The organism is Pseudohaliea rubra DSM 19751 (assembly GCF_000764025.1).
Classification (GTDB): Bacteria; Pseudomonadota; Gammaproteobacteria; order Pseudomonadales; family Halieaceae; genus Pseudohaliea; species Pseudohaliea rubra.
Genome location: NZ_KN234746.1, coordinates 33979 through 60572, shown reverse-complemented (window position 1 = coordinate 60572; position 26594 = coordinate 33979). Strand labels below are relative to the sequence as shown.

The window sequence follows — 26594 nt, the reverse complement described above, 5'->3', positions numbered from 1 at the left end:
TGCCGGCGGCGTCCACGCGGATGCTGAGGCCGAGCCCGGCGAAGACCCGGACGAGGGGGGGAGGGCGATGAGGGTGAGCAGGAACGCAAGTCTGCCAAGGGGTGCCTGACGGACGATTCATCTCCATGTTGCCTGGAGCAAGCCTAGACCCGCTAATGCGTTGCCACGCTACGGTACGGCCGGTAATGCTCCCCCAGTTCATCGAGACGCTCTGGCCCCGGCCGTTCCTGTAAGCCCTTTAATGCCTGAAGTGCCCTTACCAGCGCCCGGTTGCCCACGGGCCAGTGGTCCAGGCGTTTCAGGGCCAGCATCAGGTAGCAGTCTGCCGTCCAATGACCGACGCCGGGGGTGGCCGTGAACAGGGCGCAGCCTTCGTCGTCCGGCTTGCGCGATAGCGTGTTGATGGGCAGGCCGCCAGCCTCGATGGCCTCGGCTACCAGGCGGGTGTAGCCCAGCTTCTGCCGGCTGAAGCCGGCCGCGCGCCGCGTCTCCATCGCCGTGCGGTGTCCGGCGTGGGTGAGGGGCTTCACGGGGCGGTTTGTGCGCCTTCCGTGTTGTCCGCCGCGTCGATCCCGTGCTCTTCAAACCACGCCAGGATATGCCCCACCTTCTCCACCAGCTGGCTCGGCCGCTTTGCGATGTTGTGCGAGGCACCGGGCAGTTCCACCAGCACCGTGGGGATCTTGCGGTACTTGAGGGCGTGGTACAGCTGCTTCGCCTGGGACGGTGGGGTGCGCAGGTCGTCGAGCCCCACCATGACCAGCGTTGGCGTATTGACGTTGCCCACCAGGGAGATGGGCGAGAATTTCAGGTAGTCGTCTGGGTTGGTCCAGGGGGTGCCCGGGTAGCGGGTGTGGTAGTACCAGAACCAGTTGTCGGCGTTCAGGGTCTTGCTGTACCAGTTCATCACCGGCTTGATGACCGCGGCGGCGCGGAAGCGGTCGCTCTTGCCGATCATCCAGGCGCTCATGATACCGCCGGCGCTGCCGCCGGTGACGTAGAGCTGTTCCGGGTCCACGTAGCCCTGCTCGATCACGGCGTCCATGCCGCTCATGATGTCGTCGTAATCCTCGCCCGGGTAGTTGTGGTAGAGCAGGTTGGCGAATTCTTCGCCGTAGCCGGTGCTGCCCCGGGGGTTGGGGTAGAACACGACGTAGCCGGCGGCGGCGTAGAGCTGGATCTCCGGCGAGAAGCGCTCACCGTAGTTGCTGATGGGGCCGCCGTGGTTTTCCACGAGCAGCGGGTACTGCTCGTCCGGGTCGAAGTGCGGCGGCTTGACGATCCAGCCCTGGATCTCACGCTCGTCGTGAGAGCTTTTCCACCAGAACTCTTCCACCGCGCCCAGGGCGCGGTGCGGCAGCAGGTCGCCGTTCAGGTCGGTGAGCAGCGTAAGGTCGTCGCCGCGCACTACGGCAAGCTCGCCGGGGTGCTCCGGCCGGGTCAGGTTGTAGGCGACCACGCCCGTGCGCGACACGGAGAACGATCCGCCGCCGTAGGGGCGGCCGATGGTGGCGCCGCCGAGGTTGTCAGCCACCGGAGTAAAGTCGCCGGCGAGGGTGGTAAAGCCGATCTTCGTGCGGCCGCGGTCGTCGTACTGCAGGTACAGGCCGCTTGAATCTGCCGCCCAGGCGATGGCGCTCACGGAGCGGTCGAGTGCCGGAAGCAGTTCTACCGTATCCGAGCCGTCCGGCTTCGCCACACGAAGCCGGGTGACCTGGTAGGCCTCTTCCTTGTCCTCGAAGCCGAGCCAGGCGAGGTGCTCGCCGTCGGGGGAGGGCGTCGGGTTCATGTCCGGCCCCGGGGTGCCGGTGATGGCGCTGGTCTCGCCGGTGGCCAGATCCACGGCGTAGAGCTCGCTGTTGCGGTAATCGTACTCCCAGTTTTCACTGCGGTTGCCGGTGACAAAGAGGATGCTGCCGTCGGCGGACCAGGCCGGGGCGCGGTGGTGGAAGTCCCCTTCGGTCACCTGCCGTGCCGTGCCACCGTCGGCGGGTACGACGAATACCTGCGAAAAGCCGGGCTCGAGGTAACCCTGGCCGTCCCGCTCATGGTAGAGCCGGTCGGTAATACGGGCGGGTTCAGCCCACCTGGCGCCCTCGGGTTTGTCCAGCTTCTGTTCGCTGACTACCGGCGGCGGCGCCGGCACCTGCATGGCGAAAGCCAGGTGGTGGCCGTCGGGGCTCCAGCGCAGCTGCTCGGGGCTGGCGGGCAGCTGAGTGATGCGGGCGTTGCGGCCCGTGGCAAGCCAGTGCACGTAGATTTCGGTGCCATCGGTCTCGCCGGCGCTGCGCAGGTAGGCGATACGGCTGCCGTCCGGTGACCACCGGGCGCCGCTCTCGCTGCCGTCGAAGCCGGTGAGCTTCTGCTGGCCGCTGCCGTCGGTCTGTGCGAGCCACAGGTTGCCGTGGCGCTTGTCGGTCATCACATCGAAGCCCATGCGCTGGTACACCACCTGCCCGCCGTCCGGGGAGACCTGCGGCGCTGCCGCCCATTCAAGTGCAAAGACGTCCATGGGGCCGAAGGGCGGCTTACCGGTGTCCTGCGCCGAGGCGTTGTCCGGCAGGACGACGGCAAGGGCCGCAAGGGACAAGACAAAGGGGATGGCCAGCGGGGTAAGGCGCGCATGCAGGCAATCGAGCATGGTTCAAATCCGATCTTGAGGAAAACGCGGATCCTAGCACGGCGCGGGGGGCACTTTGACACCCCCCCGGGCCGGGCTGTTACTGTGCCCGGCCGATTCATTGTGACGGGAGTACGCACCACATGTCGAAGCACACTCTGGCCTCTCTCCTGGCCTCTCTCGGCCGGCTGCGCGGCGGTCTGCTTGCCGCGGCGCTCGCGGCCCTCGGCGCGACCACGGCGCTCGCCCAACCCATGATGCAGGGTAGTGCGCCGGCAGGGACCGACGGCGGCCCGCCCGCCAGGCTCATGCAGGAGTTGCAGGAAAAACGCAGCCGTCTCGATGAGCTGAACGAAGAGCTCATGGCCCTGCAGCAGCGCGCCATCGAGGATAACCCGGCGCTTGCTGAGGAGCGCGACGCGCTGCAGGACTTCGTCGAAGCGGGAATGAACGACGCCGGCTACGATGTGGCGGCGGGCCGCGTTCGTATGGAGAAACTGCAGGCGGAGCTGGAGAGCGACGCTCTGAGCGCTGTCGAACAGCAGGAAAGCCGCGATGCCCTGCGCGCCGAGCTCGGCGACATGCGCCAGGCGCAGCAGCAGGTGATGGCGGCGTCGGATTTCAAGGACAAGCGCAACGCCCTGAACGAGGGCGTTCTTGCCGCCATGGAGGAGGAAGATCCTGAAGTGCGTACGCTGCTCGCCGAGCTGCAGCGCGCCCAGGCCGAGTACCAGCTCATGGCGCAGCAACTCATGGAGCAACAGGGCGGCGCCGGTGCGCCGCCCCGCTAACGCCGATCTGCTCGCCTAGCCGCCGCGTGGCGCGTAGGCGTTACACCAGCCCGTGCGTTTCACCTGCTGGCCGCTGAAGAGCGGACAGCCGCCCCACTCGGCGCTGCCGCCCTGGTAGAGCGCGCAGTTGGCACACTGCTGACCTTCTGCATAGCGCGGCTGCTCGCTGGTGGACACCGTTGCCGCGTCGTGTACGTAGGCGAGCTGTCTGGCTTTCGCGCTGCCCTCGTCAACCCGGGGCATGGTACCCGTGCCGTCGCTGGCGCTCGGGTCGGAAGAGGCCGGCGCCTCGGCATCCCCCATGGACGACGCGCTGTCGCCGGCTGTGCTTTCGACGGGTTCCTTTTGCGTCGGCGGTGACGCTGGTTCCGGCTCTGGCTCGGGCTTGATCAGTTCGGGTTGCGGGGCGTCGTCGCTGCCGCCGCAGCCGGCGAGGCCCAGAAAAGAAATCGCCGCGGCACCCCCGCCCAGCAGCGCCAGGGCACGCCGGCGATCGAGCGATGTGTTCGTTGTTTTTTTCATGGTGTTTCCCTCCGTTTTATCGTGGCTCCCAACACACCGTAGTAGACCGGAACCCCTGTTGCGAGGCTGAACGGACTTTGTCGAGGCGGGGTGTATGTGCCTACACTGATTCAGGAGGAGATGTTTATGGCAAGCACGCGCGATACTTTCATGACCTTCGGGGAGCTGCTAGAGGAATTGGCGGGCAACAGTCGCCGGGCCCTCGCCGCTCTCGAGCAGCGGGAGCCGGTAGCGGGGGACCGCTTCGCAAGCCTGGTGGGCTGGGTCTGTGAGCGACAGCAACAGCTGCTGGACGGCCTGGAGGGGCTTGCCCGGCGCGGCCCCGTTGCGCTCCGGGACCGCTACCTGCAGTACCGTCCGGAGCCCTGGGCGGAGTCCTCGGTCGCCGACCCCGAGGCGGTGTTCACCTGGACCCTCGCTGCCAACAACGTCGCCCTTGAGGCACTCTCGGACCTCAAGCACAAGACCCTTGCACCAGAGGCCGAGGACACGATCGCGGATCTTCTGCGCCAGCTTGACGCCATTAACCGCAAGATCGCCATGGCGCTCAATACCGCGGGCGACATCTGAGCTAGCGGGGCGTTTCAAGCTCCGCCGCCATCCAGGTCGATGGTTCGACCTCGTAGCCATTGCGCGCGTAAAAGCGCCGGGCGCGTTCGTTATGTGTTTCCGTTTCCAGGAAAACGCGGGTGATTCCGCGTCGGCGCAGGTCCCCGTGGATAGCGGCCAGGGCCGCGGCGCCGAAGCCCCGGCCGCGCTCGCGGAGATAGATTTCGTCGAGAAGCGCATCACGGCCCCCGGACTCCAGGCTGTAATTCCAGGTCAGCACGGCGTAGCCCCCCGGAGGTTCACCGATGAGCCAGACCACACCCAGGCTGTCGTTTTCAAGGAGCGGGCCCAGTGCGCGGCATACCCGCGCCTCATCGTAAGGGTGCGCATCCACGGCGCAGAACTCGGCAATGAGCGGGAGCAGGATACTGAGGTCCGCCTTCCTTGCCCGGTGCAGGGTTGCTCCACGCATGCCGATCAGGCGCCGAGCAGACGCAGGTTGATGACCTCGTCGATGCCATTGAGGGCAGCGAGGGAGTCCTCCCCGGGATCTTCGGCGAGATCAATGATGTTGTAGGCCACGGCGTCCCGGCTCTGGTTGAGCATGTCGACAATATTGATTTCGTGCTCGGCGATTACCGCGGTGATCTGGTTCAGCACCCGGGGGACGTTGCGGTTGCTGATGGTGAGGCGCACCGGTGTTGAGCGGGGCAGGGCGATGGCCGGGAAGTTCACTGAGTTGCGGATGTTGCCGTTCTCCAGGAAATCCATGAGCTGATCTGCCGCCATCACTGCGCAGTTGTCCTCGGCCTCGCCGGTGCTGGCGCCGATGTGCGGTGTGTGCAGCACTTTCGGGTGGCCGAGGGTCTCGGCCGAGGGAAAGTCTGTGACATAGCGATGCATTTTGCCGCTATCGAGGGCCCGCAGTACCGCGGGGTGGTCCACGATCTCGCCGCGGGCGAAGTTCAGCAGCACGAGGCCGTTCCGGGCACCGCCGAGGATGCCGTCGCCGACGAGTCTCCGGGTGCTCTCGAGCACCGGCAGGTGCAGGCTCACGTAGTCCGCATGGGCGAAGACGCTGGAGAGATTCTCCATCTTCTGCACGTCGCTGGAGAGCCGCCAGGCCGCCTCGACGCTGATCGCCGGGTCGTAGCCCACGACCTTCATGCCCAGGGCAAGGCCCAGGTTGGCCACGAGCGAGCCGATGTTACCGAGACCGACCACGCCCAGAGTCTTGCCCATGAGCTCCGTGCCGGTGAAGCGCTTCTTTTCCTTCTCCAGGTAGGCATCGAGATCATCCCGGGGCCCCAGACTCTCGACGAACTGCATGCCCTGATAGATGTCCCGGGACCCGAGCAGCATCCCCGCCAGCACCAGCTCCTTTACGGCGTTGGCGTTTGCTCCCGGGGCGTTGAAGACAACGATACCCTGCTCGTTGCAGCGCTCGAGGGGAATGTTGTTCACCCCGGCGCCGGCGCGGGCGATGGCCTTCAGGGTAGCCGGAAAGTCCTCTTGATGCAGGCCTTGGCTGCGCAGCAGAAAGGCGTCCGGATGCGGCAGTTCGCTGGCCACTTCGTAGTGCTCCCGGTCGAAGCGGTTCAGCCCCCTCACCGAGAGCTGGTTGTAGGTGCGGATCTTGAACATGGGTCGGTCGGCCGATTATGAGGTGGGCAGATTGTAACCGCTGGAGGGCCCGGAAGGTTCCTGCCCCGTGTGTGCGCTGTCATGTGGGCGCGGCGTCCCTGGCGCGACAGCTTTGGTTGCTGTCGGAGCGAGGAAGCGCCTGCCATAGGGTGCCCCCCCCTGTAGAGGACGCTTCCCGCAGCGGCGTGGCGACGACTGCCGTGATATATTTGCTTATTATCATTCTGTTCTGAGCCAATCCATGAAAGCCGCTACCGACGACCTGCGCATCCAGGGCACGACCGAGCTGGTCGCGCCGGAAATTCTTGTCAATGAAGTCCCCCTGACCGACAGCGCCTCGCAGACCGTTTCCGCTGCGCGCGGAGACATCCACAAGGTCCTCGCCGGAGAGGACGACCGCCTGGTGGTGGTGGTGGGGCCCTGTTCCATCCATGACCCGGCGGCTGCCCGGGAATACGGCGCCGGGCTCAAGGCCCTGGCCGACGAGCTGCGCGAAGACCTGTGCATCATCATGCGCGTGTATTTCGAGAAGCCGCGCACCACCGTCGGCTGGAAAGGCCTGATCAACGACCCGGACCTCAACAATACCTTCCAGATCAACAAGGGCCTGCGCCTGGCCCGGCAGTTGCTGGTCGACCTCGCCGAGCTGGGCCTGCCGGCAGGCACTGAATACCTGGACCTTATCAGCCCGCAGTACCTGGCCGACCTGGTCGCCTGGGGCGCCATCGGCGCCCGCACAACCGAGAGCCAGACGCACCGGGAGCTGGCCTCGGGTCTGTCCTGTCCCGTGGGCTTCAAAAATGCGACCGACGGTGATGTGCAGGTGGCGGTGGATGCGATCCGCTCGGCCTCGCAGCCGCATCATTTCCTGTCGGTGACCAAGCAGGGCCACTCGGCGATTTTCCAGACCGCTGGCAACGCGGACTGTCACGTGATCCTCCGGGGCGGGAAGCACCCCAACTACGACATGTTCTCCGTAGACGATGCCTCGGCGCTCCTGGCGAAAGCCGGGCTGCCGGCCCGGATCATGATCGACGCCAGCCACGCCAACAGCCGCAAGATTCCCGCCCGGCAGGTGGATGTGACCTGCGACATCGCCACTCAGGTGGCCCGCGGCTCCACGGCGATCTTCGGCGTGATGCTTGAGAGCAACCTCGTGGAAGGGCGCCAGGACGTGCAGCCCGGCCAGCCGCTGACCTACGGCCAGAGCATTACGGACCCGTGTATGGCCTGGGATGACACTGAGAGCGTGCTGCGCGAGCTTGCCCAGGCGGTACAGCTGCGCCGGGGCGGGCTGGCCTAAGGCCCGTTTGCGGCCGGGGACTTGATGCGGTGACGGCACCGTCCAACCTCCTCAGCCTCGCGCTGCTCTACATTGTTCTGCTGTTCGCCATCGCCTGGTCGTCCGATCGGCTGGGTGCGCGCTCGCCGGCGGCGACCTCGCCGCGGTTGCGCGCGTTTATCTATGCCCTGACCCTCGGCGTCTTCTGCTCCTCCTGGACCTTCTACGGTGCCGTGGGCAGCGCGGCGGAAACGCCCTGGAGCCACGCGCCCATCTACCTCGGGCCCATGCTTCTTTTCCTTCTCGGCTGGCCCGTGGTTCGGCGCCTCGTGCAGGTGGGCGTGGAGCACCGGGTCACCTCCATTGCGGATTACATCGGCGCGCGCTACGGCAAACGCCAGGCGCTGTCGATGCTGGTGACCGCGGTGGCGGCCGCGGCGGTACTGCCTTACATCGCCCTGCAGTTCCGCGCCCTGGCTCAGGCCTGGGGCACGGTCGTCGGCGGCGAAGCCGGGGCCATGGGGGACACCACGCTGTTCGTGGCGATCATCCTTGCTGTTTTCACGATTCTTTTCGGCACAAGGCGCATGGACGGACGAGAGCGACACCTCGGCGTCATGAACGCGGTGGCCGTCGAGTCCGTGGTCAAGCTGCTTGCCTTCGTCGCCGTTGCCGCCCTGGCGCTCCTCTACCTCCGCGACGCCGATGTGCGCGCCTCCCTCGCGGCCGACACGCTGTCGCCGGCAAGGGCCATCGACAGCGCCGATTTCTACGCGCGCACGCTCATCAGCGCCCTCGCCATCCTCTGCCTGCCGCGGCAGTTCCACGTTTCCGTGGTGGAGGCGCAGACCCTCGAAGACGCACGCTATGCGCGCTGGCTGCTGCCGGCCTATCTCGGCCTTTTCCTGGTTCTTGCCATGCCTATCAGTCTTGCCGGTTCGCTGCTGGCGGGGGCCTCCGGCACCGGCGCTGCGCCGGACACCTACACCCAGTGGCTGCCCCTGGCCCTGGGCGAAGACTGGGTGGGCATTGCCGCTTTTATCGGCGGTATTTCCGCAGCCACCGGCATGGTCATTGTCGCCACCGTGAGCCTGGCGATCATGGTCACCAACGAGGTGGCCGTGCCCGTGGCCATGCGTCTGCAGGCCGGCTCACCGAGACTTATTCTCGGGCTCGGTGACCGCCTGCGTCGGGTACGGCAGGTCACCATTGTCGCCATTCTGCTCGCCGCCTGGGGTGTATCGCGGACCCTCACGGGGATTCCCTGGCTCGCGGAAATCGGCTTCATGTCGTTCCTCGCCGCGGCCCAGCTGGCTCCCGCCCTGCTGGCGGGGCTCTACTGGCGCCGGGCTCATGGCGTGGCGGTTACCGTGGGGCTGCTCGCGGGCCTTGGTATCTGGTTCTACTGCGCTGTGCTGCCGGCGCAGCTGCCGCCGGGCTCTAGCCTGCTCGCCGCAGGGCCTTTCGGCATCGGCTGGCTGTCACCGGTGAGTCTCTTCGGCAGCGCCGAGGGCGCGCGCCTGGCCCACGCCACGGGCTGGAGCCTCGGCGTGAATGGGGGGCTGCTCGTGCTGCTGTCGCTGCTGCTGACGCCCTCGGCGGCAGACCGGCGCCAGGCGCGCCTGTTCCTCTCCGGGGAGGGGGAAAGCACCGTTGACGATTTCGAGCTCAGCCTTCTCCGGGTCAGCCAGCTGCAGGCGCTGCTGCCGCCGCTCCTCGGCGAGGAGGCGAGCACGCGGCTCTGGCGTGGTATCGAGGCTTCCTACGAGCAGCGCCTGCTGCCGGGAGACCGGGCCCCGGTCTTTGCCCTGCGCCGGGTGGAAGCGGCCCTGGCCGGTGTTATCGGCGCGGCCTCGGCGAGCCGGGTGCTGGCGCAGCTAGAGGAGAGCCGGCAGCTCGATTTCGCCGACCTCGCGGGCCTGGTCGGCGATCTCAACCAGCAGTACAGCGTCAACCGTAGCCTCCTCGAGTCGACCCTGGAATCCATGCTCCAGGGGGTGTCCGTGGTTGATCGGGAGCTGCGCCTTGTGGCCTGGAACACCCGCTACGAGAAGATGTTCAACTACCCGGAGCGTTTTCTCTACGTGGGCAGTCCTATCGAGCGGGTGTACCGCTTCAACGCCGAGCGCGGCATTCTTGGCCGCGCCGGGGCCGATAGCGATGCCGCCGTGGAGAAGCGTCTCGCCTTCCTGCGCCAGGGCAGCACCTATCGACTGCAGCGGCGCATGCCCAACGGCCGGGTGATCGACATCCGCGGCAACCCCATGCCCCAGGGGGGGTTCGTGACCACCTATATCGACATCACCGATTACCGTGAGGTGGTCGAGGAGCTCGAGGACGCCAAGAAGGAACTCGAGGCGCGGGTCGCCTACGGTTCGGCGAGCCTGTCCGAGACCAATGCGCAGCTGCGCCGGGAGAACCGTCTGCGCGCCGCCGCCGAGGCCAGTCTGCGCGAGGCCAACCGGCGCCGCGGACGTTTCATGTCCGCCACCAGCCATGATCTGCTGCAGCCCATCAACGCAGCGCGGCTTTTCGTGGCTGCGCTGCGCAACAAGGTGCCGGGGGAGGGTGATGTCGGTGAGACCGTGGGGCAGATCGACGACGCCCTGCACCGCGCCGAGCAGCTCATCGCTGAGCTGAGGGAAATGGCCCGCCTCGATTCGGGCCGACAGAAGGTAACGCCGGCTGCCTTTCCCGCTGCGGACCTCCTTCGCCAGCTGCGGGACGAGTTCGAACCCCAGGCCCGGCGTGCGGGGGTCGAGCTGCGCTGGGTGTCCTCCGGGCTCTGGCTGAACAGCGACCGTCCCCTGGTCTATCGCGTGCTGCAGAACCTGGTCGCCAATGCCATCAAGTACGCGGCGCCCGGGCGGGTGCTTATCGGCCTGCGCCGGCGGCCCGGGACCGCGGAAATCCAGGTGCTGGACCAGGGGCCGGGGATCGCCCCCGAGGACCGCGCACGTATCTTCGAAGAGTTCGAGCGTGCCCGTGCGGGCCGCGATGACGAGGGCCTGGGCCTCGGTCTTGCCATCGTGCGCCGCTACGCGGACCTGCTCGGGCTGCCGTTGCGGCTGGCGTCGGAGCAGGGGCGCGGGACGCTGTTCTCCGTACAGCTGCTGCGGGCGAGCGCCGAAGCTCACCTTGCCCCTGCAGAAGCTGCGCCGGCGGCAGAGCTTGAGCTTGCCGGCTGCGAGGTGCTCTGCCTCGACAACGACGCTCGCGTCCGTGCGGGGATGAGCGCGCTCCTGGCCTCGCTGGGTTGTCGGGTCCGCAGCTGCGCAGACCGGCAGGATCTCGCTGCGGCGCTGGCGAAAAAGCTGCCAGATGTGATCCTTGCGGATTATCACCTCGATGGAGACGACAACGGTGTGGCGGCGGTCGCAGCGATGACGGGCGAGCTGTCGCCGTCGCCGCCCTGTATCGTGATCAGCGCCGACGACGGAGAGACGGTGCGCGGTGCCGCGCGGGAGGCCGGTTATCGCTTCCTGCCCAAGCCCGTGAACCCGGCGCGGCTGCGGGCCCTGCTCATCGCTCTGCGCGCCTAGGCGGAGTCCGGCGGCTGGGTCAGCGTTTCCGGTTCCGGCACGTTGAGCGTGCCCAGAGCCAGTACCGCCTGCGTGCGCGAGTGCACCCCGAGCTTGCGGAAGATCTCGGTCATATGGGCTTTCACCGTGGCCTCCTTTACACCGAGCTCCCAGGCGATCTGCTTGTTCAGCAAGCCTTCCGCGAGCATCACGACGACCCGGAACTGCTGCGGTGTCAGCGTGCCGACTGCCTCCGCGGTATCCAGCGTCCCGAGGCCCGTACCCTCCGTGGCAATCGTCAGCTCGGGATGCAGGCCGCGCTCGCCGGCCAGCACGCGCTCGAGGCAGTCCCCGATGGTCCCGGTGCTGGTGGATTTCGACAGAAAGGCGGCGGCGCCGAGGTCGATGGCGCGGCGTACTGTGTCCGGGTGCGTGTTGGCGGAGATCATTACCACGGGGTTTCCGGGGTAGGCGCCGGTATACCAGCCGAGGGCAGAGAAACCACTGGTGCCCGGCATGTGCAGGTCCAGCAGGAGCAGCTCCGGTGCGCCTTCCGCCTCGATGTGCGCGTGGAGGGCCGCCACATCTGCCACCGCCGCCACGCTCGTCGCGAGACCGCTGTCGCTGAGCAGCGCCGTCAGAGCGTTGCGGAAGAGGGGGTGGTCGTCGGCGATCACGCAGCGCAAAACGTGTGCCTCCTGGAGGTTATTGTTAGCACGCCAATATAGCGGAGACCGGCCTCCGTTCCTACTGCGCTGCAGCGGCGGCCGACCCTTGTTCCCGGAGGCTACAAAGCCCCGATGTTGACCAAGGTCTAATGGTGATGAGCCCCGCCGACCTCTAAAACGGTCTCCTGATGACATAAAGAAAGCAAAGCGGGGGACCACCATGCTAACGCCAACGAAGAAGAACACATTTGCCGGCCTGTCGGCGGCCGTCGTCCTGGCGACGGGCCAGCTCGCCGGTGCAGCAGAGCCCGGAGAGCTGGAAGCGCGCATCGCAGCCCTTGAAGCACAGCTCGAGGCCCTCAAGACGGCGGTAGCGGCGGCAAAGGCAGAGGATGGTGTCGCGCTGGTTGGCCCGCCGGAAGCCGACACGGCGTCGAGCGACGGCGCGGCGCGCGCTTCGGAGCGCCTCGAGACGCTGAGTATCGGGCAGGCGTCGCTCGAAGAGACCATGGCGCTTTCCCACGTCACCAAGCGTGACGACACCTGGTTCCGTTACGGCGGCTACGTACAGCTCGATGCGCTCATGACGAATTACAGCGAGGGAAAGCCGGCCTCTCCGGTTATCGACGATTTCCTCGTGCCACCGCTCATTCCGGTAGCACCGGTGTCCGGTGAGAGCGACAGCTACCAGAGTACCAATCTGCACGCGAAGACCTCGCGCTTCTGGTTCGGCACCGAGACCGAGACCCGGGCCGGTCGGATCCGCTCTCATATCGAGCTGGACTTCCTTCTCGGCAATCAGGGTAATGAGCGGATTTCCAACAGCTTTGCCGCGCGGATCCGCCACGCCTTCGTGGACTGGGAATACGCCCCGGGCAAGTCACTCATGGCGGGCCAGAACTGGTCCACCTTCTTCGATGTCACCGCGCTGCCGGACCTGCTGGATTTCGTCGGGCCCATCGGCACGGAATTCGGCCGGCAGCCGCAGCTGCGCTGGACCAGCGGCGGGCTCCAGCTGGCGCTGGAAAACCCGAGCACCCGCTTCGACGTGGAGGGTGGCGGCACGCGCCTGGATGATAGCGAGATCGCGCCCGACTTTATTGCACGGTACAACGGCCAGACCGGGGAGCTGCGCTGGACTGTGGCGGGGATTGCCCGGCAGCTCAGCTACGAGGCGCGGGACGGTGCGGTGGAGACTGATTCCGATAGCACCATCGGCTACGGGGCACGGCTAACCGGCAAGTGGCAGCTCGGCGCCGATGACCTGCGCTTCACGGCGAGCTACGGTAATGCTCTCGGCCGCTACCTGGGCCTGCATTCCTTCAACGACGGCTATATCGCTAGCGACGGCGATATCCAGACCATCGATTCCATGGGCCTGGGCGTGTCCTATCTGCACAGCTGGTCGCCGGCCTGGCGCAGCACCTTCGCCCTGTCGTTGTCCGAAGCCGACAACCCGTCCATGGAGGAATTTCTCGGCGCCGGCAATCTTGCCCGGGCCTATCGCTCGGCGCACGCCAATCTCTGGTACACACCGGCGCCGGGGCTGCAGCTGGGCGGCGAACTCATTTACGGCTACAAGGAGCTGGAAGACGGACGCGATGGCGAGCTGCACCGCCTGCAGCTGGCGGTCAAATACGTATTCTGAGGCCGCTGCGCAGCGGTAGACCAAAGTCCAACAGTGCCCTGCCGAATCCTGAACTACAGTGGCGGCAGCGCATAAAGATAAGCAAGGGAGACCTGGCATGGCGAAAAAAATGACCGAGGAGCAGGCCCGCGCCTACTGGCACCGCAACCTGTCCCTGATGATAAAACTGCTGTTGGTGTGGTTTGTTGTCAGCTATGGCTGCGGCATTCTGCTTGTGGACGAACTCAACCAGTTCCGCCTCGGCGGCTACAAGCTGGGCTTCTGGTTTGCCCAGCAGGGTTCCATCTACACCTTCGTGGTGCTGATCTTCATCTATCGCTGGCGCATGGCGGTTCTCGACCGCGAATTCGACGTGGAGGAGGACTGAGCCATGGACCTGCAGACACTGACTTACCTCGTCGTCGGCGCAACATTCACGCTCTACATCGGCATTGCGATCTGGACCCGGGCCGGCTCCACAAAGGAGTTCTACGTTGCCGGCGGCGGTGTGCACCCGGTCGCCAATGGCATGGCCACGGCGGCGGACTGGATGTCCGCGGCTTCTTTCATCGGCATGGCCGGTCTCATTGCCTACATGGGCTACGGCGGCTCCGTGTTCCTTATGGGCTGGACCGGCGGCTTTGTGATCCTCGCCATGCTCCTTGCGCCCTACCTGCGTAAGTACGGCAAGTTCACGGTGCCCGAGTTCATCGGCGACCGCTTCTACTCGCGCACGGCGCGGGCGGTGGCGGTGCTGTGTCTGATCATCTGCTCCACGACCTACGTGATCGGCCAGATGAAAGGCATCGGCGTTGCCTTCTCGCGCTTCCTGGAAGTGGACTACAACGTCGGACTGCTGGTGGGCATGTGTATCGTCTTCTTTTATGCCGTCCTCGGCGGCATGAAGGGGATCACCTACACGCAGATTGCCCAGTACTGTGTGCTCATTCTGGCCTACACGATTCCGGCAATCTTCATTAGTCTGCAGCTCACGGGCAACCCGCTGCCGCAGCTCGGTCTTGGCAGCACCCTGGTCGGCAACGATACGTTTCTTCTCGACAAGCTCGACCAGATGGTGATGGAGCTCGGCTTCAAGGAGTACACCACGGATGTGCGCCTGTCCGGCCTCAATATGTTTGCCTACACGGCCTCGCTGATGATCGGCACCGCGGGCCTGCCGCACGTGATCATCCGCTTCTTCACGGTACCGAAGGTGCGTGACGCGCGCTCCTCTGCGGGCTGGGCGCTGGTTTTCATTGCTATTCTCTACACCACCGCCCCGGCAGTTGCCGGCATGGCGCGCCTCAACCTCATGCAGACCATCGAGCCGGAGCCCGGCCAGTACCTGCAGTACGACGAGCGCCCGCAGTGGTTCAAGAACTGGGAAACCACCGGCCTGCTGGAGTTTGAGGATAAGAACGGTGACGGCGCCATGCTGTACACAGCGAACCCGGCGACGAACGAACTGGTGAAAGTCGACCGCGACATCATCGTCCTCGCCAACCCGGAGATCGCCAAACTGCCGAACTGGGTCATTGCCCTTGTGGCTGCCGGCGGCCTGGCCGCGGCCCTGTCCACGGCGGCGGGCCTGCTGCTTGCGATCGCCTCGGCGATCTCCCACGATCTGCTCAAGGGGATGATCGCACCGGACATCAGCGAGAAGCAGGAGCTCATGGCCAGCCGCATCGCCATGGCCGCGGCCATTGCCGGTGCCGGCTACCTCGGCTTCAATCCACCGGACTTCGCGGCGGGCACCGTCGCGCTGGCCTTCGGCCTTGCGGCGTCCTCGATTTTCCCGGCGCTGATGATGGGGATTTTCTCCAGCCGCGTGAACAAGGAGGGCGCCATCGCGGGCATGCTCTCGGGCATCGGGATCACCTTGTTCTACGTGTTCCAGCACAAGGGGATCATGTTCGTGGAATCCACCGCGTTCCTCGGCAGCATGCCGGAGAACTGGTTCCTCGGTATCGAGCCCAATGCTTTCGGTGCCATCGGCGCTATCGTTAACTTCGCCGTAGCCCTGGGCGTGTCCGCAGTCACCAAGGCGCCGCCGGCGGAAGTGCGGGAGCTGGTGGAGCACATCCGCGTCCCGGCGGGTGCCGAGGCGGCCGTGGACCACTAGGTCGTGTTCCGTAACCGGCACGTCATCATTGCGCTCCTGGTCACTCCGGTCCTGGCCGTCCTGGCCTGGCTCGGGGTGGGTCAGCTCGCTGGCGAAACGCCGGCTCCGGCAGAGCCCGGGCGGTCCTACCCGCTGGTGGAGCAGCCTAACTGTCGTTACGCCAGCGGCGCCTGTGATCTGCGCAACGCCGAACTGGAACTGCGCATTGTGCTTGGTCAGACCGCTGAGCCCACCATCACGGTTACCAGCTCCCACCCCCTGGAGCGGGTGCAGCTGGCCCTCGCGAGTGGCGAGGGCAGGGCCCTGCCCGGGGATCTGGCCCGGAGCGCGAACGGCCAGTGGGTGGGCCGGCTAGCGTTGAGACCAGTGACGGGAGACCGGCTTCGCCTGGTGGCGCAGGGAGATGGCGCCTTTTACTATGGTGAAGTGGCCACAGCCTTTGCCCGGCCCGGAGATTCCTGAAACGGAGGGCCTATGACCCCCCTGGCACCACCGGTGGAGCTGGCCAGCGTTGCTGCGTTCGTTGCCCAGTCGCTGCCTTTCGATCTGCTCTCGGCGCAGGAGATGGACGTTGCGGTAGGCGCCCTGCGCGTGTCCTACCACCCGCAGGGAGAGCGCTTCGAGGCGGCGTGCGAGCCGCCTGGACTGCGTATCGTGCGCAGCGGTGCCGTGGACCTGCGCGCGAGTGACAACAAGCTCCTCGACCGCCTCGGCGAAGGTGAGAGCTTCCATATCGGTAACCTCAATGCCGGCGAGGACAGCGTCGTGGCCACGGTCATCGAGGACGCGCTGCTTTACCTCCTGCCCGACGCCACCTATCGCGAGCTGCGTGCGGGCAACCGCGACTTCGACCGCTATTTCAGTCGCCAGCGCAGCCGCCGGCTGCGCCGCGCGGCCCGCTACATGCCCGACGCCAACCCGCTACTGGCGCCCCTACGCGACAGTATGAGCACGGACCTGCTCTGTCTTCCGCCGCACACGCCGGTACAGGGGGTTGCCATAGCGATGGCGAAACGCCGGGTATCCTCGGCCTTTATCACCGAGGGGGAGCGACTCCTGGGTATCGTCACGGACCGGGACCTGCGTACACGCTGCCTCGCCGCCGGTCTGCCGGCGTCCACCGCGGTGCGCGAGATAATGACGCCGAAGCCGGAGGGAATCGCAGCAGACGACACACTGTTCAGCGCTACGCTTCTCATGACTCAGCGCGGCTATCACCACCTGCCTATCCTCGACGGTGAGCGCCTCGTTGGCGTGATCACCACCTCGGACCTGATTCTCGCCCGACGCAATGACCCGGTGTATCTCGTCCAGCACCTGTCGCGGCAGGAGAGCGTGGAGGGCATGGTGGAACTGCTTGCCGGCCTGCCGGACCAGCTGCAGCAATGGGTGCAGGCCGGGATGCGGGCCGAGCAGGTGTCGCGGCTGCTTACAGCGGTATCGGACGCGGTGACGATCCGCCTCATTCAGCTAGCGGAGCAAGAGCTTGGCCCCGCACCGGGCGCCTGGGCCTGGCTCGGCTTCGGCTCCCAGGCCCGGGGAGAGCAGCTCCTGGGTGCGGATCAGGATAACGGCATCGTCATCGACGACGACGTGCCGGCTGCCGAGCGGGGCTGGTACGAGGCTGTGGCGCGACGCGTGTGCGATGGCCTCGCGGCCTGCGGTTACAAGTACTGTCCTGGCGGCATCATGGCCACGACGGAGGAATGGCGCCAGCCCCTCGCCCGCTGGCAGGACACGGTGGCCCGCTGGACGCGTACGCCGACCCCGGCGGCGGTGATGCGCGTGAGCATCTTTTTTGATCTGCGCGCGGTCTACGGCGACGACAGTCTCTGCGCCCGGTTACAGCAGGTGATGCTAGAGCGGGCGTCGAGCAACACGATTTTCCTGGCGGCCCTTGCGGCCAATGCACTCGCGAGCTCGCCGCCCCTCGGCATTTTTCGTCGCTTCGTGGTCGATCGCGACGGCGAGCATCGGGACAGCCTCGACCTCAAGAAACGCGGCGTGCTGCCGATCACCGAGATCGTCCGTCTGCATGCGCTGGCGCACCGTGTTCCCGCGGTTAACACCAGCGAGCGCCTGGAGGCGCTGGCGGCGCAGCGCCATCTCACCATTGGTGACAGCCGCAACCTCGCCGATGCGCTGCACTGCATTCAGCAGCAGCGGATCAGTCATCAGTGCGGGGAAATGGCCGCGGGTGAGCCCGTGGACAACTTCCTCAACCCGCGCAGATTGCCGCGGCTTGCCCGGGAACAGCTGCGAGACGCCTTCACGATCATCGATGAGGCCCAGACCGCTGTGCGCCAGACCTACCGCGCCGGCATGGGCTGATGGGCCCGGGGCTCCGACTCAAGCGCCTCCGCTACCGAGGTCAGCTCCCGCACGGCCCCCTGGCGGACTGCTGGGCGGCGGCGCTGCCGCGGCCAGGCACGGACTGGCGCGCGGTGGAGTTCCTCGTCTGCGACGGCGAGATGTCGTCCCTGGAAGCTGCAGACGGGGAGTTGCTGAGCCTCGGCTGGCTGCCGGTGCGCAAGGGCGCGGCAGTGCTCGATGGCGCGGAGCACCGGGTGCTGCGTCCCAGCGGCGGCGTCGGCCAGAGCGCGGTAGTCCACCAGCTCCGCGATGTGGACCTCGTCGGGGGGGAGGCACCGGCGACGGTGCTGGAGGCGTTTCTGGCAGCGGCCCGCGGACGCGTGCTGGTTTTCCATAACGCCCGCCTGGACCTGGCCTACCTCGACCGGCTGTGTCAGGGCTGCTTCGGTGTTCCGCTACTCCTGCCGGTGGTCGATACGCTGCGTCTCGAGCAGCGCCTGCTCGCCCGTCGCGACCGTGCTCCCAAGGCTGGCGATCTCACCCTTGGTGGCTGCCGGGCCCGTTACGGCCTGCCCGCGTATGCCGCACACAATGCGCTTGCGGACGCGCTCGCCACCGCCGAGTTGCTCCTCGCCCACGCCGCGTCACGGGGGGCGGGGCTGAAGCTGAAGGACCTGCTGTAAGGGCTTGCTTTAACGGGGCGGCGGGTGCGCTGTGGCCTTCGCCGGCGCGGAGCGCGATCAGGCGACGCCCCTGGCGACGGTGTTCCTGCCCATTGCCGAGCGCTTTGCCGTGGTGCCTGGATTGTCCCTGCGCCGCCATGTGCTGGACGACGACCACAGTTTTTCCGGCAGCCGGCTCCGGCTGGGGCAGTTGCTGCTGGACTGGTTGCGGGCGGATTGCTCCCAGCGTACCGCGTCGCACAGTTGAGCAGGCTCGGGCAGCCTTCGTCATGAAAACGGCGTAGTGCTGGCGCGGAGGGCCTGCTGTCGTGTATACCGACTGGTTTATCGCTTGAGTACACACGCGCCATGATGGATCTCGACCCCCTGGTCGCCTGGAGCTGGTTTTTCCTCTGCCTGTACGTGGGGCTGATGGTGTTCTTTGGGTTTGTGGGCCTGGCACGGGTGCGGGGCAGCGACGATTTTGCCACCGCCCGGGGCAGCTACGGGCCGATGTTCCTGGCCTTTGCCATGACCGCGACGGCGGCCAGCGGGGCCACCTTTCTCGGCCTGCCGGGGCTTGCTTATCAGGCGGGCCTGTCGGTGCTCTGGTACGCCCTGATCTATCCCCTGGGGGTTTATAGCGGCGTGCTCCTCTGCCTGCATGCGGTGCGCCGGGCAGGCGAGCGGTTCGGCAGCCGCTCTATCCCCGAGTACCTCGGTGACCGCTACGACTCAGAGGCGCTGCGGATCCTTACTGCACTATGCTCCCTTGCGCTGCTGTTCTACCTCGCCGGCCAGCTGCTCTCGGGCGCGGTGATGTTCACGCAGCTCCTCGGCCTCGATACCTTCACCGCACTGTGTGTCACCGCGGTTGTGCTCATGGTCTACGTAGCGCTCGGGGGCGCCCACGCGGACATTCTCACGGACGGCGTGCAGGGGGCGCTCATGCTCCTGCTGGCGCTGCTGCTGCTGTGGATGTTTCTGGTGGGCTTCGGCGTGGAGGGTGGCTTCCGCGGCATGCTGCGGTCCCTCGAGGCGCAGGATCCGGCCCTGGTCGCGCCGCTGAATCCTGGCTTTACCCTGTTCGATTCGCGCTGGGACCTGTTTGCGGTGTTCATGGCCCATCTGCCGCTGGGGCTGCTGCCCCACGTGGGCAACAAGCTCTGGGCGCTCAAGAGTGACCGGGACCAGCGGCGCTTTATCGTGCTGGCCTTCCTCTTCGGCCTGATTCTGCCGGCGATCACCTGTGGTGGCATCCTTGCCCGGGTCCTGCTCGGGGACGCGTTGCTCGATGCCGGCAACCACCCGAATAACGCGATCCCGGCGCTGTTCATCGCCACGCTACCGACCTGGGTGGCCGCGCTGATCGGTGCGGGTGTGCTGGCGGCGGTGATGTCGACAGCGGATGGCCTGGTGGTTTCCACGGGTCAGATCTTCGCCAACGATATCTTCCGCCTGAGCATCGCGCCGCGCTTCCCGGGGCGCTTCAGCGAGGCGGCGGTGGACCGTATCGGCCTGACCATCGGCCGTATCGCTACGGTGCTGGTGCTGCTTACGGCCATCGCCCTGGCCTGGAGTACCCGCGACATGAATATCGCCCTGCTGGTCTGGGTCGGTATCGGTGGCATGATGGCGGCGACCGCTGCGCCGATGTTCCTCGGCGTTTTCTGGCGGCGCGCGACCCGGTCCGGGGCGATCTGCGGCTTTGTGGCCGGCGGCGCAACCTTTGCCGTGCTGCACCTCGCGCTCCTGGACGCTGCCTGGTTCACCGGGGGCGCGCTGGCGTCGGCGGCAGCCTGGCTCGAGGTGCAGGCGGTGAACCCCTATGCCTGTGCGACGCTTGGTATCGGTGTGTCGGTGCTGACGATGATTGCTGTATCGCTGGCGACGCGGCCGCCTGATGCGGCGTACCTGGAACAAGTGTTCGGCGAGTAACGTGTCAGGGACCCTGGCGGATCCCGCCGGGGCAGGACGCCTCTCCTACCCGGCTTAACGGGCAGGAACGACGCCCCGCTGCGACTCAGGCCACGCGGGCTTTCGCGGCCTCGTACTCTGCCTGTAGGCGTGCCACGAGGTCTCCGGCGGGGCCGATGGACTTCACCGCGCCGATGCCCTGGCCGCAGCCCCAGATATCCTTCCAGGCCTTGGCGTCGGTGTTGCCGCCGGAGCCGAAGTCCATCTTGGTCGGGTCGCCCTCGGGAAGGTTTTCCGGATCGAGGCCTGCATCGCGGATCGATGGCTTCAGGTAGTTGCCATTCACACCGGTGAACAGGCTGGAATAGACGATCTCTGAGGAGTCGTAGGCGACGATAGCCTCCTTGTAGGCTTCCTCGGCGTTGGCCTCATCGGTGGCAATGAAGGCGGAGCCGACGTAGGCGAGGTCCGCGCCCATGGCCTGCGCCGCGAGTACTGCGCCGCCGTGGGCAATGGAGCCGGACAGCAGCAGCGGACCGTCAAACCACTCGCGGATTTCCTGGATGAGGGCGAAGGGCGAGGTGGTGCCCGCGTGGCCACCGGCACCGGCGGCAACGGCAATGAGACCGTCGGCTCCTTTCTCAACGGCCTTCCTGGCGAAGCGGTTATTGATGATGTCGTGCAGCACGATGCCGCCGTAGCTGTGGATGGCCTCGTTCACGAACTCCTTGGCACCGAGGGAGGTGATCACGACCGGCACCTTGTACTTCACGCATAGCTCCAGATCTTCCTGCAGCCGGTTGTTGGAACCGTGCACGATCAGGTTCACGGCAAAGGGCGCCGCCGGCGTGTCCGGGTGCGCCTGGTCCCAGGCCGCCAGCTCGCTGGTAATGCGCTCAAGCCAGCGCTCAAGTTCTTCCAGGGGGCGGGCGTTCAGGGACGGGAAGGACCCGACCACGCCGGCCTTGCACTGGGCAATGACCAGGTCTGGATTGGAGATGATGAACAGGGGCGCGCCGACCACGGGCAGGCGCAGCCGGTCTTGAAGGATCGGGGGCAGGGCCATTGGGGGTCCTCGTCGTTGGTGATGGTCAGTGGTGCCAGGCCAGCGCAGGAGAATAGTATCTCCCTTCGCTGTATGCAACATTTTGCATAAAGAGGGATTTCGGTCCATAGTCACGTCATGGCCCTATCCCATGCCATCATGACCGCACTGATCGAGGACGACATGTCCGGCTACGAGCTGGCCAAGGCCTTCGATGCGTCCCTCGGCCTGTTCTGGCATGCCTCCCACCAGCAGATTTACCAGGAACTGCGCAAGCTGGCCGACAAGGGCTGGCTCAACCGTCGCGAGGTTGCCCAGCGCGGCAAGCCCGACAAGATTCTCTATGGCCTGACCCTCGCCGGGCGCGAGGCGCTGGGGGAATGGGTCTACCGGGAAAGCCGTGTGCAGGAGAGCAAGGACGACCTGCTCGTCAAGCTCTATAACCTGTCAGCTGAGAACATCGGCCATCTGCGGGTGGAGATCGGTGAGCGGCGTGAGGCGATGATGCAGCGGCTCTATCTCTATGAGCGGATCCGCCGGGGTCACTATGCGAGGCCGGAGGTGCTGCCACTGCGGCGCCAGGGGGTCTTCCTGGCGCTGCGCATGGGCATCCTTGCCGGCGAGCAGTACCTCGCCTGGTGCGATGAGGCTCTGGACCTCCTGGCCCGGGAGCAGGAAAAGCGCGGCCCTCGCTGAGGCCGGTTTCCCCGATCAGTCCTTCTGGAACAGGGATTTCAGCGCGCCTTCGGCGCTGTCCATGTCCTCGTCCGAGAGGTTCAGCTTGTCCTTCAGCTTGTCTTTCGCCGCGTCCCTGGCGGCATCCCGCGCCTTGTCTGCCAGTGCGCTGCCCACGGCCGCCTGCGCTTCCGCCAGCACGGCTTCGAGAAGTCGGCTCGCCAGTTCTGCGGGCGCAAGGCCGTTTGCCGGGTCGCCGATCCCGGTGCGCGTCACGTCCGGGATGCGTAGGGCCGCATCGCCGTACTGCTCCGTGACCAGCGTCGCCTTCGTGTCCGTGAAGGCGAAGCGGGCCAGGGCGAGGCGCACCTCCGTGGGCTCCCCGGCCTCCGCCGGCGGCGCCTCCTCGCCGGACGCGGCGCGGACATGCGTCAGGATTGTCGACAGGTTGGTGGCTGTGCCTTTCTGTTCGGCGTTGAGGCGTGCCCCGGTGATAGATACCTCGTCCAGACGCACCGCGCTGCCGGTGATGCTCTTCGGATCGATGTCGACCCTGATGGTATCCAGCGCGAAGGCGTATTCCGTGGCGTAGCCCGGCGGGTTATCGATGACCAGTCCCTTGAGGGTGGCGCTCCCCGCCGCGAGGTCCAGCGCCACGCTGTCGAGGGTCACTGCTGTGCCCGTGAGCCGGCTGCCGGTGTCCTCGATGGTGTCCTGGACAAGACTGTCGAGGTTCTTCAACAGCCAGGCGACGGCGGCGATGACGATGACCAGGAGCAGGGCTATACCAATGAAGGTGGTCTTCAGTGCTTTCAAGGTGGACCTCCGCAGGATTCCAGAGCTCCAGCTAGCGTATACTCCGGGCCCATGTACTACCAGTATTTCGGCCTGCGCGAGGCACCCTTCTCCATCGCGGTGAACCCGCGCTACCTGTTCATGAGCCACCGGCACCGGGATGCCCTGGCCCATCTCCTCTATGGCGTCGGCGCCGGCGGGGCTTTTATTGTGCTTACGGGGGAGGTCGGTACGGGCAAGACCACGATCAATCGCGCCCTCCTCGAGCAGCTGCCGGAGGATGCGGATATCGCCATCGTCCTCAACCCGGCCCTGGATTCGGCGGAGTTGCTGGCCACGGTCTGCGACGAACTCGGCATCGCCTATGACCGCGGGGATGCCACCAGCCTGAAGGCGCTCACGGATCGACTGCACCGTTTCCTCCTCGACAACCATGCCCGCGGGCGCAGGACCGTGCTGCTCATCGATGAGGCGCAGCACCTGGCCGTTCCTGTGCTGGAGCAGATCCGCCTGCTGACCAATCTGGAGACGGACAGCGATAAGTTGCTGCACATCATTCTCATCGGCCAGCCCGAGCTCGCGGCGATGCTGCAGCGACCGGAGCTGCGACAGCTGAACCAGCGGGTTACCGCGCGCTACAACCTGGAGCCCCTGTCCCTTGCCGAGACCGGTGCCTATATCCGCCACCGGCTGCAGGTGGCCGGCCTCGGCCCGGGCACAGAGCTGTTCCCGCCGCGGGTCGTGCGTGCTATCCACCGGCACAGCCACGGTGTCCCGCGGCTCATCAATCTGCTCTGCGATCGCACGCTCCTCGGTGCCTACGGCCAGGAGGCGCCCCGGGTCGATAAGCGCATGCTGCGCAAGGCCCTGGGCGAAGTGACCGGGGAGCTGCCGCCGCGGCGCGGTGCGCACGTGCTGGCTTATGCGGCTCTCGCGCTGGCGGGCCTGACGCTTGTTGCGCTGGCCTGGTGGGCCATGCCCGGCGGCAAGGATCAGCCGATTGCGGCGGCGCCTGCACCGGGAGCGGCCGCAGGTGAGCTCCGTGGGAGCGAGGAAGCCTCCCCCCCGGCGCTACCCTCGCCACCATGGCTGCTCCCCCCCGAGGCCGCGCTTCGGGGACTCTATGCTCTTCAGGGAGGCACGCCGGTGCCGGACGACCCCTGTGCGGGCACGCTGCGCTGCGAACGTGGTCGCGCCGATACCTGGCAGGAGTTTGGCCCGCTCGAGCGGCCTCTGCTTCTCGAATTGGTTACACCGGAACGTTTCGCTGCGTCCGCGCTGCTGCTCGTCCTCGGCGAACGCTCCGCGACGCTGGCGACCCGCGAGGGCGTTGCCACCGTGCCCCTGGCTGTCCTCGCCAGCTACTGGCGTGGTGGCTATCGCTACCTCTGGGACGCCCCGGACGGTTTCGGCAGCGGGATCGCCGAAGGCGATCAGGGCCCGGCCGTAAGGGCAGTGGCCGAGCGGTTTGCCCGCCTCGACAAGCAGGCGCAGCCCCTTGCCGCCGAACGCTTCACGCCCCGGCTCACCGAGCGGGTGCGGCTCTTCCAGCGCACCGCGGGGCTGGTCGAGGACGGCATTGTCGGCACGCAGACCCTGCGCCAGCTGAATGCCGCCGCCGGGCTGGTGCTGCCGCCGAGCGATCGGGGGGCGGCGTGGGACGAGCTGCTGGCCAGCGGTTTCCGGCCATGAACGGGCAGGGCGCGGCGTGTCGTTGATCCTCGATGCCCTCAATCGGGCGCGGCGGGAGCGTGGTGACGCGGGGCCTGCGGCGCTGCCGACCACGCCGGCGGAAGCACCTGTAGCGAGCCCGCTGGTGCCGGTGCTGGCCGTAGCGCTGGCTGGCGCCGTGGCGGCGCTTGGCTGGCTGGGGTGGGAACGCTGGATGGCCGGGGACCGTACGGCAGGCAAGGGCATCGAATCGCAGGCGGTCGCACCCCTCATGGCAGACGCTCCTACGGCAGACTCGCCCACGGCAGAGGCTCCCGCAGCGAGCTCCCCAAGGGTGGCTTTGCCCGCAACAGGGACGGCATCCCGGCCGGCTTCAGCGGATGCGGCCGTTGCGGCTCTTTACGCCGGACCACAGGCTGCGGCGGGGGAGCCGGCAACTGAGGAAAGCCCTGCGGCAGCCCCGGCTGCAGGCACAGCGCCCGACGCGCCGGCGGATGCTGTCGCGGAGAAGGCCGCTGTGCGTGAAGAGAGCATCGACATCGATGCGGTGCTCGCCCGGGCCCGGGAGGAATTGGGCGAAGCGGCACTCGCGCCGCACCCGGCGCCGCTCCTCGCGGACCTGTCGCAGCAGCAGAAAGATGCGATTCCCACGCTCATGTACCTGCGCCACGATTACCACAAGGGCGGGGCGAGCAGCGTGGTGATCAACGGTGAACAGCGTCACCCCGGTGATCGCATCGGTGCGGTCAGGGTCGAGGAAATCCTCCCGGACTCTGTGGTGCTACGCTACCGTGATACCCCGTTCCGTCTTCGGGCCCTGAACAGCTGGGTCAATCTCTGACAACAACTGCCATGCAATCCAGGGGGACCTGTGCTTCGTCGTCTTTTCTCTGTTTTTTATTTCCTCATCCTCGGTGCCGCCGGCGTTCACGCCGCGCCCGATACGGTGGTTCATGCTGGCCGCCTTGTCGACGTCAGCGCCGAGCGCGTCCGCGACAACGTCTCGATTTTCATCGAGGGTGACCGCATTACCGCGGTGGAGGAGGATTTCCTGGCGCCGGCGGGTGCCAGAGTCATCGACCTGTCCGGTCACACGGTGCTGCCGGGCTTCGTGGATACTCACGTGCATCTCGATGGCGAGCTCGATCCGCCGGCGAGCTACGCTGAAAACTACTACATGAACTCCGCTGACATCGCCCTGCGCGCGACTATCTATGCCCGGCGGACGCTGGACGCGGGCTTCACCACGGTCCGTGACCTCGGCACCGGCGATGTACCTGCGCTCCTCGGCCTGCGCGATGCCATCAATAAAGGCTATGTGGCAGGCCCGCGGATTTTCGCAGCCGGCAAGGCCATTGGCACCACCGGTGGCCACGCGGACCCGACCAACGGCATCCGCTACGACCTGCGCGGCGATCCGGGCCCGAAAGAGGGCGTGATAAACAGTCCCGAGGACGCACGCAAGGCTGTGCGCCAGCGCTACAAGGATGGCTCCGACGTCATCAAGCTCACGGTCACCGGTGGCGTGCTCTCCCTCGCCAAAAGCGGCGATAACCCCCAGTTCATGGCTGATGAGATTGAGGCCATCGTCGCCACGGCGAAGGACTACAACTTCGTCGTCGCGGTGCATGCCCACGGCGCCGAGGGCATGAAGCGCGCTATCCGGGCCGGTGTGGATTCCGTCGAGCACGGCACCTACATGGACGACGAAGCGCGAGAGCTCATGAAGCGCAACGGTACCTGGTATGTGCCGACAATCTCCGCCGGCAAGTGGGTAGCAGAGCTCGCCGAGCAGGACGACAAGCTGCCGTCGGTTGTTCGCCCGAAGGCCGCGGCCATCGGGCCGCAGATCCAGGACACCTTCGCCAGGGCATGGGAGGCGGGCGTGAAGATTGCCTTCGGCACCGACGCGGGTGTCTCGCCGCACGGCGCCAATGGCCTGGAGTTCCGTTACATGGTCGAGGCCGGCATGCCGCCCATGGAGGCCATCAAGGCGGCGACGGTGAACGCAGCCGAGCTGCTCCGGGTGAGCGACGAGCTCGGCAGTATCGCCCCCGGGCGCTATGCCGACCTTGTTGCCGTGGCCGGCGATCCGCTGGCGGATATCACCGTGCTCGAGAACGTCGCCTTCGTCATGAAAGGTGGCGAGGTCTACCGCGGCGCGGAGTAG

Annotated in this window: 24 protein-coding genes; 16 read left to right on the top strand and 8 right to left on the bottom strand. The window is 66.6% G+C overall.

The annotated features are described in order from the left end of the window. Window positions 1-152 precede the first annotated feature (152 nt). Together HRUBRA_RS01440 and HRUBRA_RS01435 are read right to left on the bottom strand one after the other, a co-directional pair. On the bottom strand, window positions 153-530 hold the full coding sequence (locus HRUBRA_RS01440; RefSeq protein ID WP_052094259.1) for a DNA-3-methyladenine glycosylase family protein: 378 nt from the start codon (window positions 528-530) through the stop codon (window positions 153-155). Continuing rightward, window positions 527-2641 carry a S9 family peptidase gene (locus HRUBRA_RS01435; RefSeq protein ID WP_052094258.1) on the bottom strand — a complete coding sequence of 705 codons (2115 nt, stop codon included), beginning with the start codon at window positions 2639-2641 and terminating at the stop codon, window positions 527-529. The genes HRUBRA_RS01440 and HRUBRA_RS01435 overlap by 4 nt, the downstream gene beginning before the upstream one ends. 122 nt (window positions 2642-2763) lie before the next feature. Here HRUBRA_RS01435 and HRUBRA_RS01430 point away from each other — a divergent pair, with 122 nt between their 5' ends. Beyond that, a complete protein-coding gene (locus HRUBRA_RS01430) occupies window positions 2764-3411 on the top strand; it encodes a hypothetical protein (protein ID WP_035513822.1) in 648 nt (215 codons plus the stop codon). 15 nt (window positions 3412-3426) lie between these two features. On the opposite strand, the gene HRUBRA_RS14815 is transcribed toward HRUBRA_RS01430, so the two are convergent. Further along, window positions 3427-3933, bottom strand: coding sequence for a high-potential iron-sulfur protein (locus tag HRUBRA_RS14815; protein ID WP_035513820.1), 507 nt, complete (start codon window positions 3931-3933; stop codon window positions 3427-3429). Window positions 3934-4059: 126 nt separating this feature from the next. On the opposite strand from HRUBRA_RS14815, the gene HRUBRA_RS01420 reads away from it, so the two are divergent. Beyond that, a complete protein-coding gene (locus tag HRUBRA_RS01420) occupies window positions 4060-4503 on the top strand; it encodes a hypothetical protein (protein ID WP_144244340.1) in 444 nt (147 codons plus the stop codon). A gap of 1 nt (window position 4504) precedes the next feature. Here the strand turns inward: HRUBRA_RS01420 and HRUBRA_RS01415 are convergent, their stop codons facing one another. Both HRUBRA_RS01415 and HRUBRA_RS01410 read right to left on the bottom strand, forming a co-directional pair. Beyond that, the gene (locus tag HRUBRA_RS01415) at window positions 4505-4954 is read right to left on the bottom strand and encodes a GNAT family N-acetyltransferase (RefSeq protein ID WP_035513814.1); all 450 of its coding nucleotides are present in this window, start codon (window positions 4952-4954) and stop codon (window positions 4505-4507) included. A gap of 5 nt (window positions 4955-4959) precedes the next feature. After that, the gene (locus tag HRUBRA_RS01410) at window positions 4960-6126 is read right to left on the bottom strand and encodes a phosphoglycerate dehydrogenase (RefSeq protein WP_035513811.1); all 1167 of its coding nucleotides are present in this window, start codon (window positions 6124-6126) and stop codon (window positions 4960-4962) included. A gap of 241 nt (window positions 6127-6367) precedes the next feature. Between HRUBRA_RS01410 and HRUBRA_RS01405 the strand changes: the two genes are divergently transcribed. Then, window positions 6368-7429, top strand: coding sequence for a 3-deoxy-7-phosphoheptulonate synthase (locus HRUBRA_RS01405; protein WP_035513809.1), 1062 nt, complete (start codon window positions 6368-6370; stop codon window positions 7427-7429). A 29-nt stretch (window positions 7430-7458) separates the two neighbouring features. After that, window positions 7459-10950 (top strand): hybrid sensor histidine kinase/response regulator, encoded by a 3492-nt coding sequence (locus HRUBRA_RS01400; RefSeq protein ID WP_035513806.1) that lies wholly within the window; start codon window positions 7459-7461, stop codon window positions 10948-10950. Here the strand turns inward: HRUBRA_RS01400 and HRUBRA_RS01395 are convergent. After that, on the bottom strand, window positions 10947-11606 hold the full coding sequence (locus tag HRUBRA_RS01395; protein WP_236629752.1) for a response regulator transcription factor: 660 nt from the start codon (window positions 11604-11606) through the stop codon (window positions 10947-10949). The genes HRUBRA_RS01400 and HRUBRA_RS01395 overlap by 4 nt on opposite strands. A gap of 211 nt (window positions 11607-11817) precedes the next feature. On the opposite strand from HRUBRA_RS01395, the gene HRUBRA_RS01390 reads away from it, so the two are divergent. The 8 genes from HRUBRA_RS01390 (at window position 11818) to HRUBRA_RS01355 (ending at window position 20259) form a co-directional block, all read left to right on the top strand. Continuing rightward, the gene (locus tag HRUBRA_RS01390) at window positions 11818-13245 is read left to right on the top strand and encodes a DcaP family trimeric outer membrane transporter (protein ID WP_052094257.1); all 1428 of its coding nucleotides are present in this window, start codon (window positions 11818-11820) and stop codon (window positions 13243-13245) included. A 97-nt stretch (window positions 13246-13342) separates the two neighbouring features. Next, a complete protein-coding gene (locus tag HRUBRA_RS01385; protein WP_035513803.1) occupies window positions 13343-13612 on the top strand; it encodes a DUF4212 domain-containing protein in 270 nt (89 codons plus the stop codon). Between the two features lie 3 nt (window positions 13613-13615). Then, on the top strand, window positions 13616-15346 hold the full coding sequence (locus HRUBRA_RS01380) for a sodium:solute symporter family protein (RefSeq protein ID WP_035513801.1): 1731 nt from the start codon (window positions 13616-13618) through the stop codon (window positions 15344-15346). A 3-nt stretch (window positions 15347-15349) separates the two neighbouring features. Next, complete coding sequence (locus HRUBRA_RS01375) at window positions 15350-15808, top strand: hypothetical protein (RefSeq protein WP_035513799.1); 459 nt, start codon at window positions 15350-15352, stop codon at window positions 15806-15808. Between the two features lie 12 nt (window positions 15809-15820). After that, window positions 15821-17677: a DUF294 nucleotidyltransferase-like domain-containing protein gene (locus tag HRUBRA_RS01370; protein WP_035513796.1), complete on the top strand. Its 1857-nt coding sequence runs from the start codon at window positions 15821-15823 to the stop codon at window positions 17675-17677. After that, window positions 17677-18342: a 3'-5' exonuclease gene (locus HRUBRA_RS01365; protein ID WP_035513793.1), complete on the top strand. Its 666-nt coding sequence runs from the start codon at window positions 17677-17679 to the stop codon at window positions 18340-18342. Before HRUBRA_RS01370 ends, HRUBRA_RS01365 begins: the two co-directional genes overlap by 1 nt. 31 nt (window positions 18343-18373) lie before the next feature. Next, window positions 18374-18589: a hypothetical protein gene (locus HRUBRA_RS01360; protein WP_035513791.1), complete on the top strand. Its 216-nt coding sequence runs from the start codon at window positions 18374-18376 to the stop codon at window positions 18587-18589. A 101-nt stretch (window positions 18590-18690) separates the two neighbouring features. Next, window positions 18691-20259: a sodium:solute symporter family protein gene (locus HRUBRA_RS01355; RefSeq protein WP_236629749.1), complete on the top strand. Its 1569-nt coding sequence runs from the start codon at window positions 18691-18693 to the stop codon at window positions 20257-20259. An 85-nt stretch (window positions 20260-20344) separates the two neighbouring features. Here the strand turns inward: HRUBRA_RS01355 and HRUBRA_RS01350 are convergent, their stop codons facing one another. Then, the gene (locus HRUBRA_RS01350) at window positions 20345-21304 is read right to left on the bottom strand and encodes an NAD(P)H-dependent flavin oxidoreductase (protein WP_035513789.1); all 960 of its coding nucleotides are present in this window, start codon (window positions 21302-21304) and stop codon (window positions 20345-20347) included. 117 nt (window positions 21305-21421) lie between these two features. On the opposite strand from HRUBRA_RS01350, the gene HRUBRA_RS01345 reads away from it, so the two are divergent. Beyond that, window positions 21422-21979, top strand: coding sequence for a PadR family transcriptional regulator (locus HRUBRA_RS01345; RefSeq protein ID WP_035513786.1), 558 nt, complete (start codon window positions 21422-21424; stop codon window positions 21977-21979). 15 nt (window positions 21980-21994) lie between these two features. On the opposite strand, the gene HRUBRA_RS01340 is transcribed toward HRUBRA_RS01345, so the two are convergent. Continuing rightward, window positions 21995-22774: an AsmA family protein gene (locus tag HRUBRA_RS01340; protein WP_035513784.1), complete on the bottom strand. Its 780-nt coding sequence runs from the start codon at window positions 22772-22774 to the stop codon at window positions 21995-21997. Window positions 22775-22825: 51 nt separating this feature from the next. Here HRUBRA_RS01340 and HRUBRA_RS01335 point away from each other — a divergent pair, with 51 nt between their 5' ends. Genes HRUBRA_RS01335 through HRUBRA_RS01325 form a run of 3 tightly spaced genes read left to right on the top strand, consistent with a single transcriptional unit; the run spans window position 22826 to window position 26594 of the window. Beyond that, on the top strand, window positions 22826-24445 hold the full coding sequence (locus tag HRUBRA_RS01335) for an ExeA family protein (protein WP_035513781.1): 1620 nt from the start codon (window positions 22826-22828) through the stop codon (window positions 24443-24445). A 16-nt stretch (window positions 24446-24461) separates the two neighbouring features. Continuing rightward, entirely contained in the window at window positions 24462-25265 is an 804-nt protein-coding gene (locus tag HRUBRA_RS01330; RefSeq protein ID WP_161787583.1) for a general secretion pathway protein GspB, read from the top strand. Between the two features lie 30 nt (window positions 25266-25295). Continuing rightward, entirely contained in the window at window positions 25296-26594 is a 1299-nt protein-coding gene (locus HRUBRA_RS01325; RefSeq protein WP_201771498.1) for a metal-dependent hydrolase family protein, read from the top strand.

Coding starts and splice junctions, on each gene's coding strand:
- HRUBRA_RS01410 (WP_035513811.1), bottom strand. CDS start 6,126: ATGTTCAAGATCCGCACCTACAACCAGCTCTCGGTGAGGGGGCTGAAC.
- HRUBRA_RS01415 (WP_035513814.1), bottom strand. CDS start 4,954: ATGCGTGGAGCAACCCTGCACCGGGCAAGGAAGGCGGACCTCAGTATC.
- HRUBRA_RS01380 (WP_035513801.1), top strand. CDS start 13,616: ATGGACCTGCAGACACTGACTTACCTCGTCGTCGGCGCAACATTCACG.
- HRUBRA_RS01335 (WP_035513781.1), top strand. CDS start 22,826: ATGTACTACCAGTATTTCGGCCTGCGCGAGGCACCCTTCTCCATCGCG.
- HRUBRA_RS01350 (WP_035513789.1), bottom strand. CDS start 21,304: ATGGCCCTGCCCCCGATCCTTCAAGACCGGCTGCGCCTGCCCGTGGTC.
- HRUBRA_RS01355 (WP_236629749.1), top strand. CDS start 18,691: ATGATGGATCTCGACCCCCTGGTCGCCTGGAGCTGGTTTTTCCTCTGC.
- HRUBRA_RS01435 (WP_052094258.1), bottom strand. CDS start 2,641: ATGCTCGATTGCCTGCATGCGCGCCTTACCCCGCTGGCCATCCCCTTT.
- HRUBRA_RS01420 (WP_144244340.1), top strand. CDS start 4,060: ATGGCAAGCACGCGCGATACTTTCATGACCTTCGGGGAGCTGCTAGAG.
- HRUBRA_RS01370 (WP_035513796.1), top strand. CDS start 15,821: ATGACCCCCCTGGCACCACCGGTGGAGCTGGCCAGCGTTGCTGCGTTC.
- HRUBRA_RS01345 (WP_035513786.1), top strand. CDS start 21,422: ATGGCCCTATCCCATGCCATCATGACCGCACTGATCGAGGACGACATG.
- HRUBRA_RS01390 (WP_052094257.1), top strand. CDS start 11,818: ATGCTAACGCCAACGAAGAAGAACACATTTGCCGGCCTGTCGGCGGCC.
- HRUBRA_RS01430 (WP_035513822.1), top strand. CDS start 2,764: ATGTCGAAGCACACTCTGGCCTCTCTCCTGGCCTCTCTCGGCCGGCTG.
- HRUBRA_RS14815 (WP_035513820.1), bottom strand. CDS start 3,933: ATGAAAAAAACAACGAACACATCGCTCGATCGCCGGCGTGCCCTGGCG.
- HRUBRA_RS01365 (WP_035513793.1), top strand. CDS start 17,677: ATGGGCCCGGGGCTCCGACTCAAGCGCCTCCGCTACCGAGGTCAGCTC.
- HRUBRA_RS01385 (WP_035513803.1), top strand. CDS start 13,343: ATGGCGAAAAAAATGACCGAGGAGCAGGCCCGCGCCTACTGGCACCGC.
- HRUBRA_RS01405 (WP_035513809.1), top strand. CDS start 6,368: ATGAAAGCCGCTACCGACGACCTGCGCATCCAGGGCACGACCGAGCTG.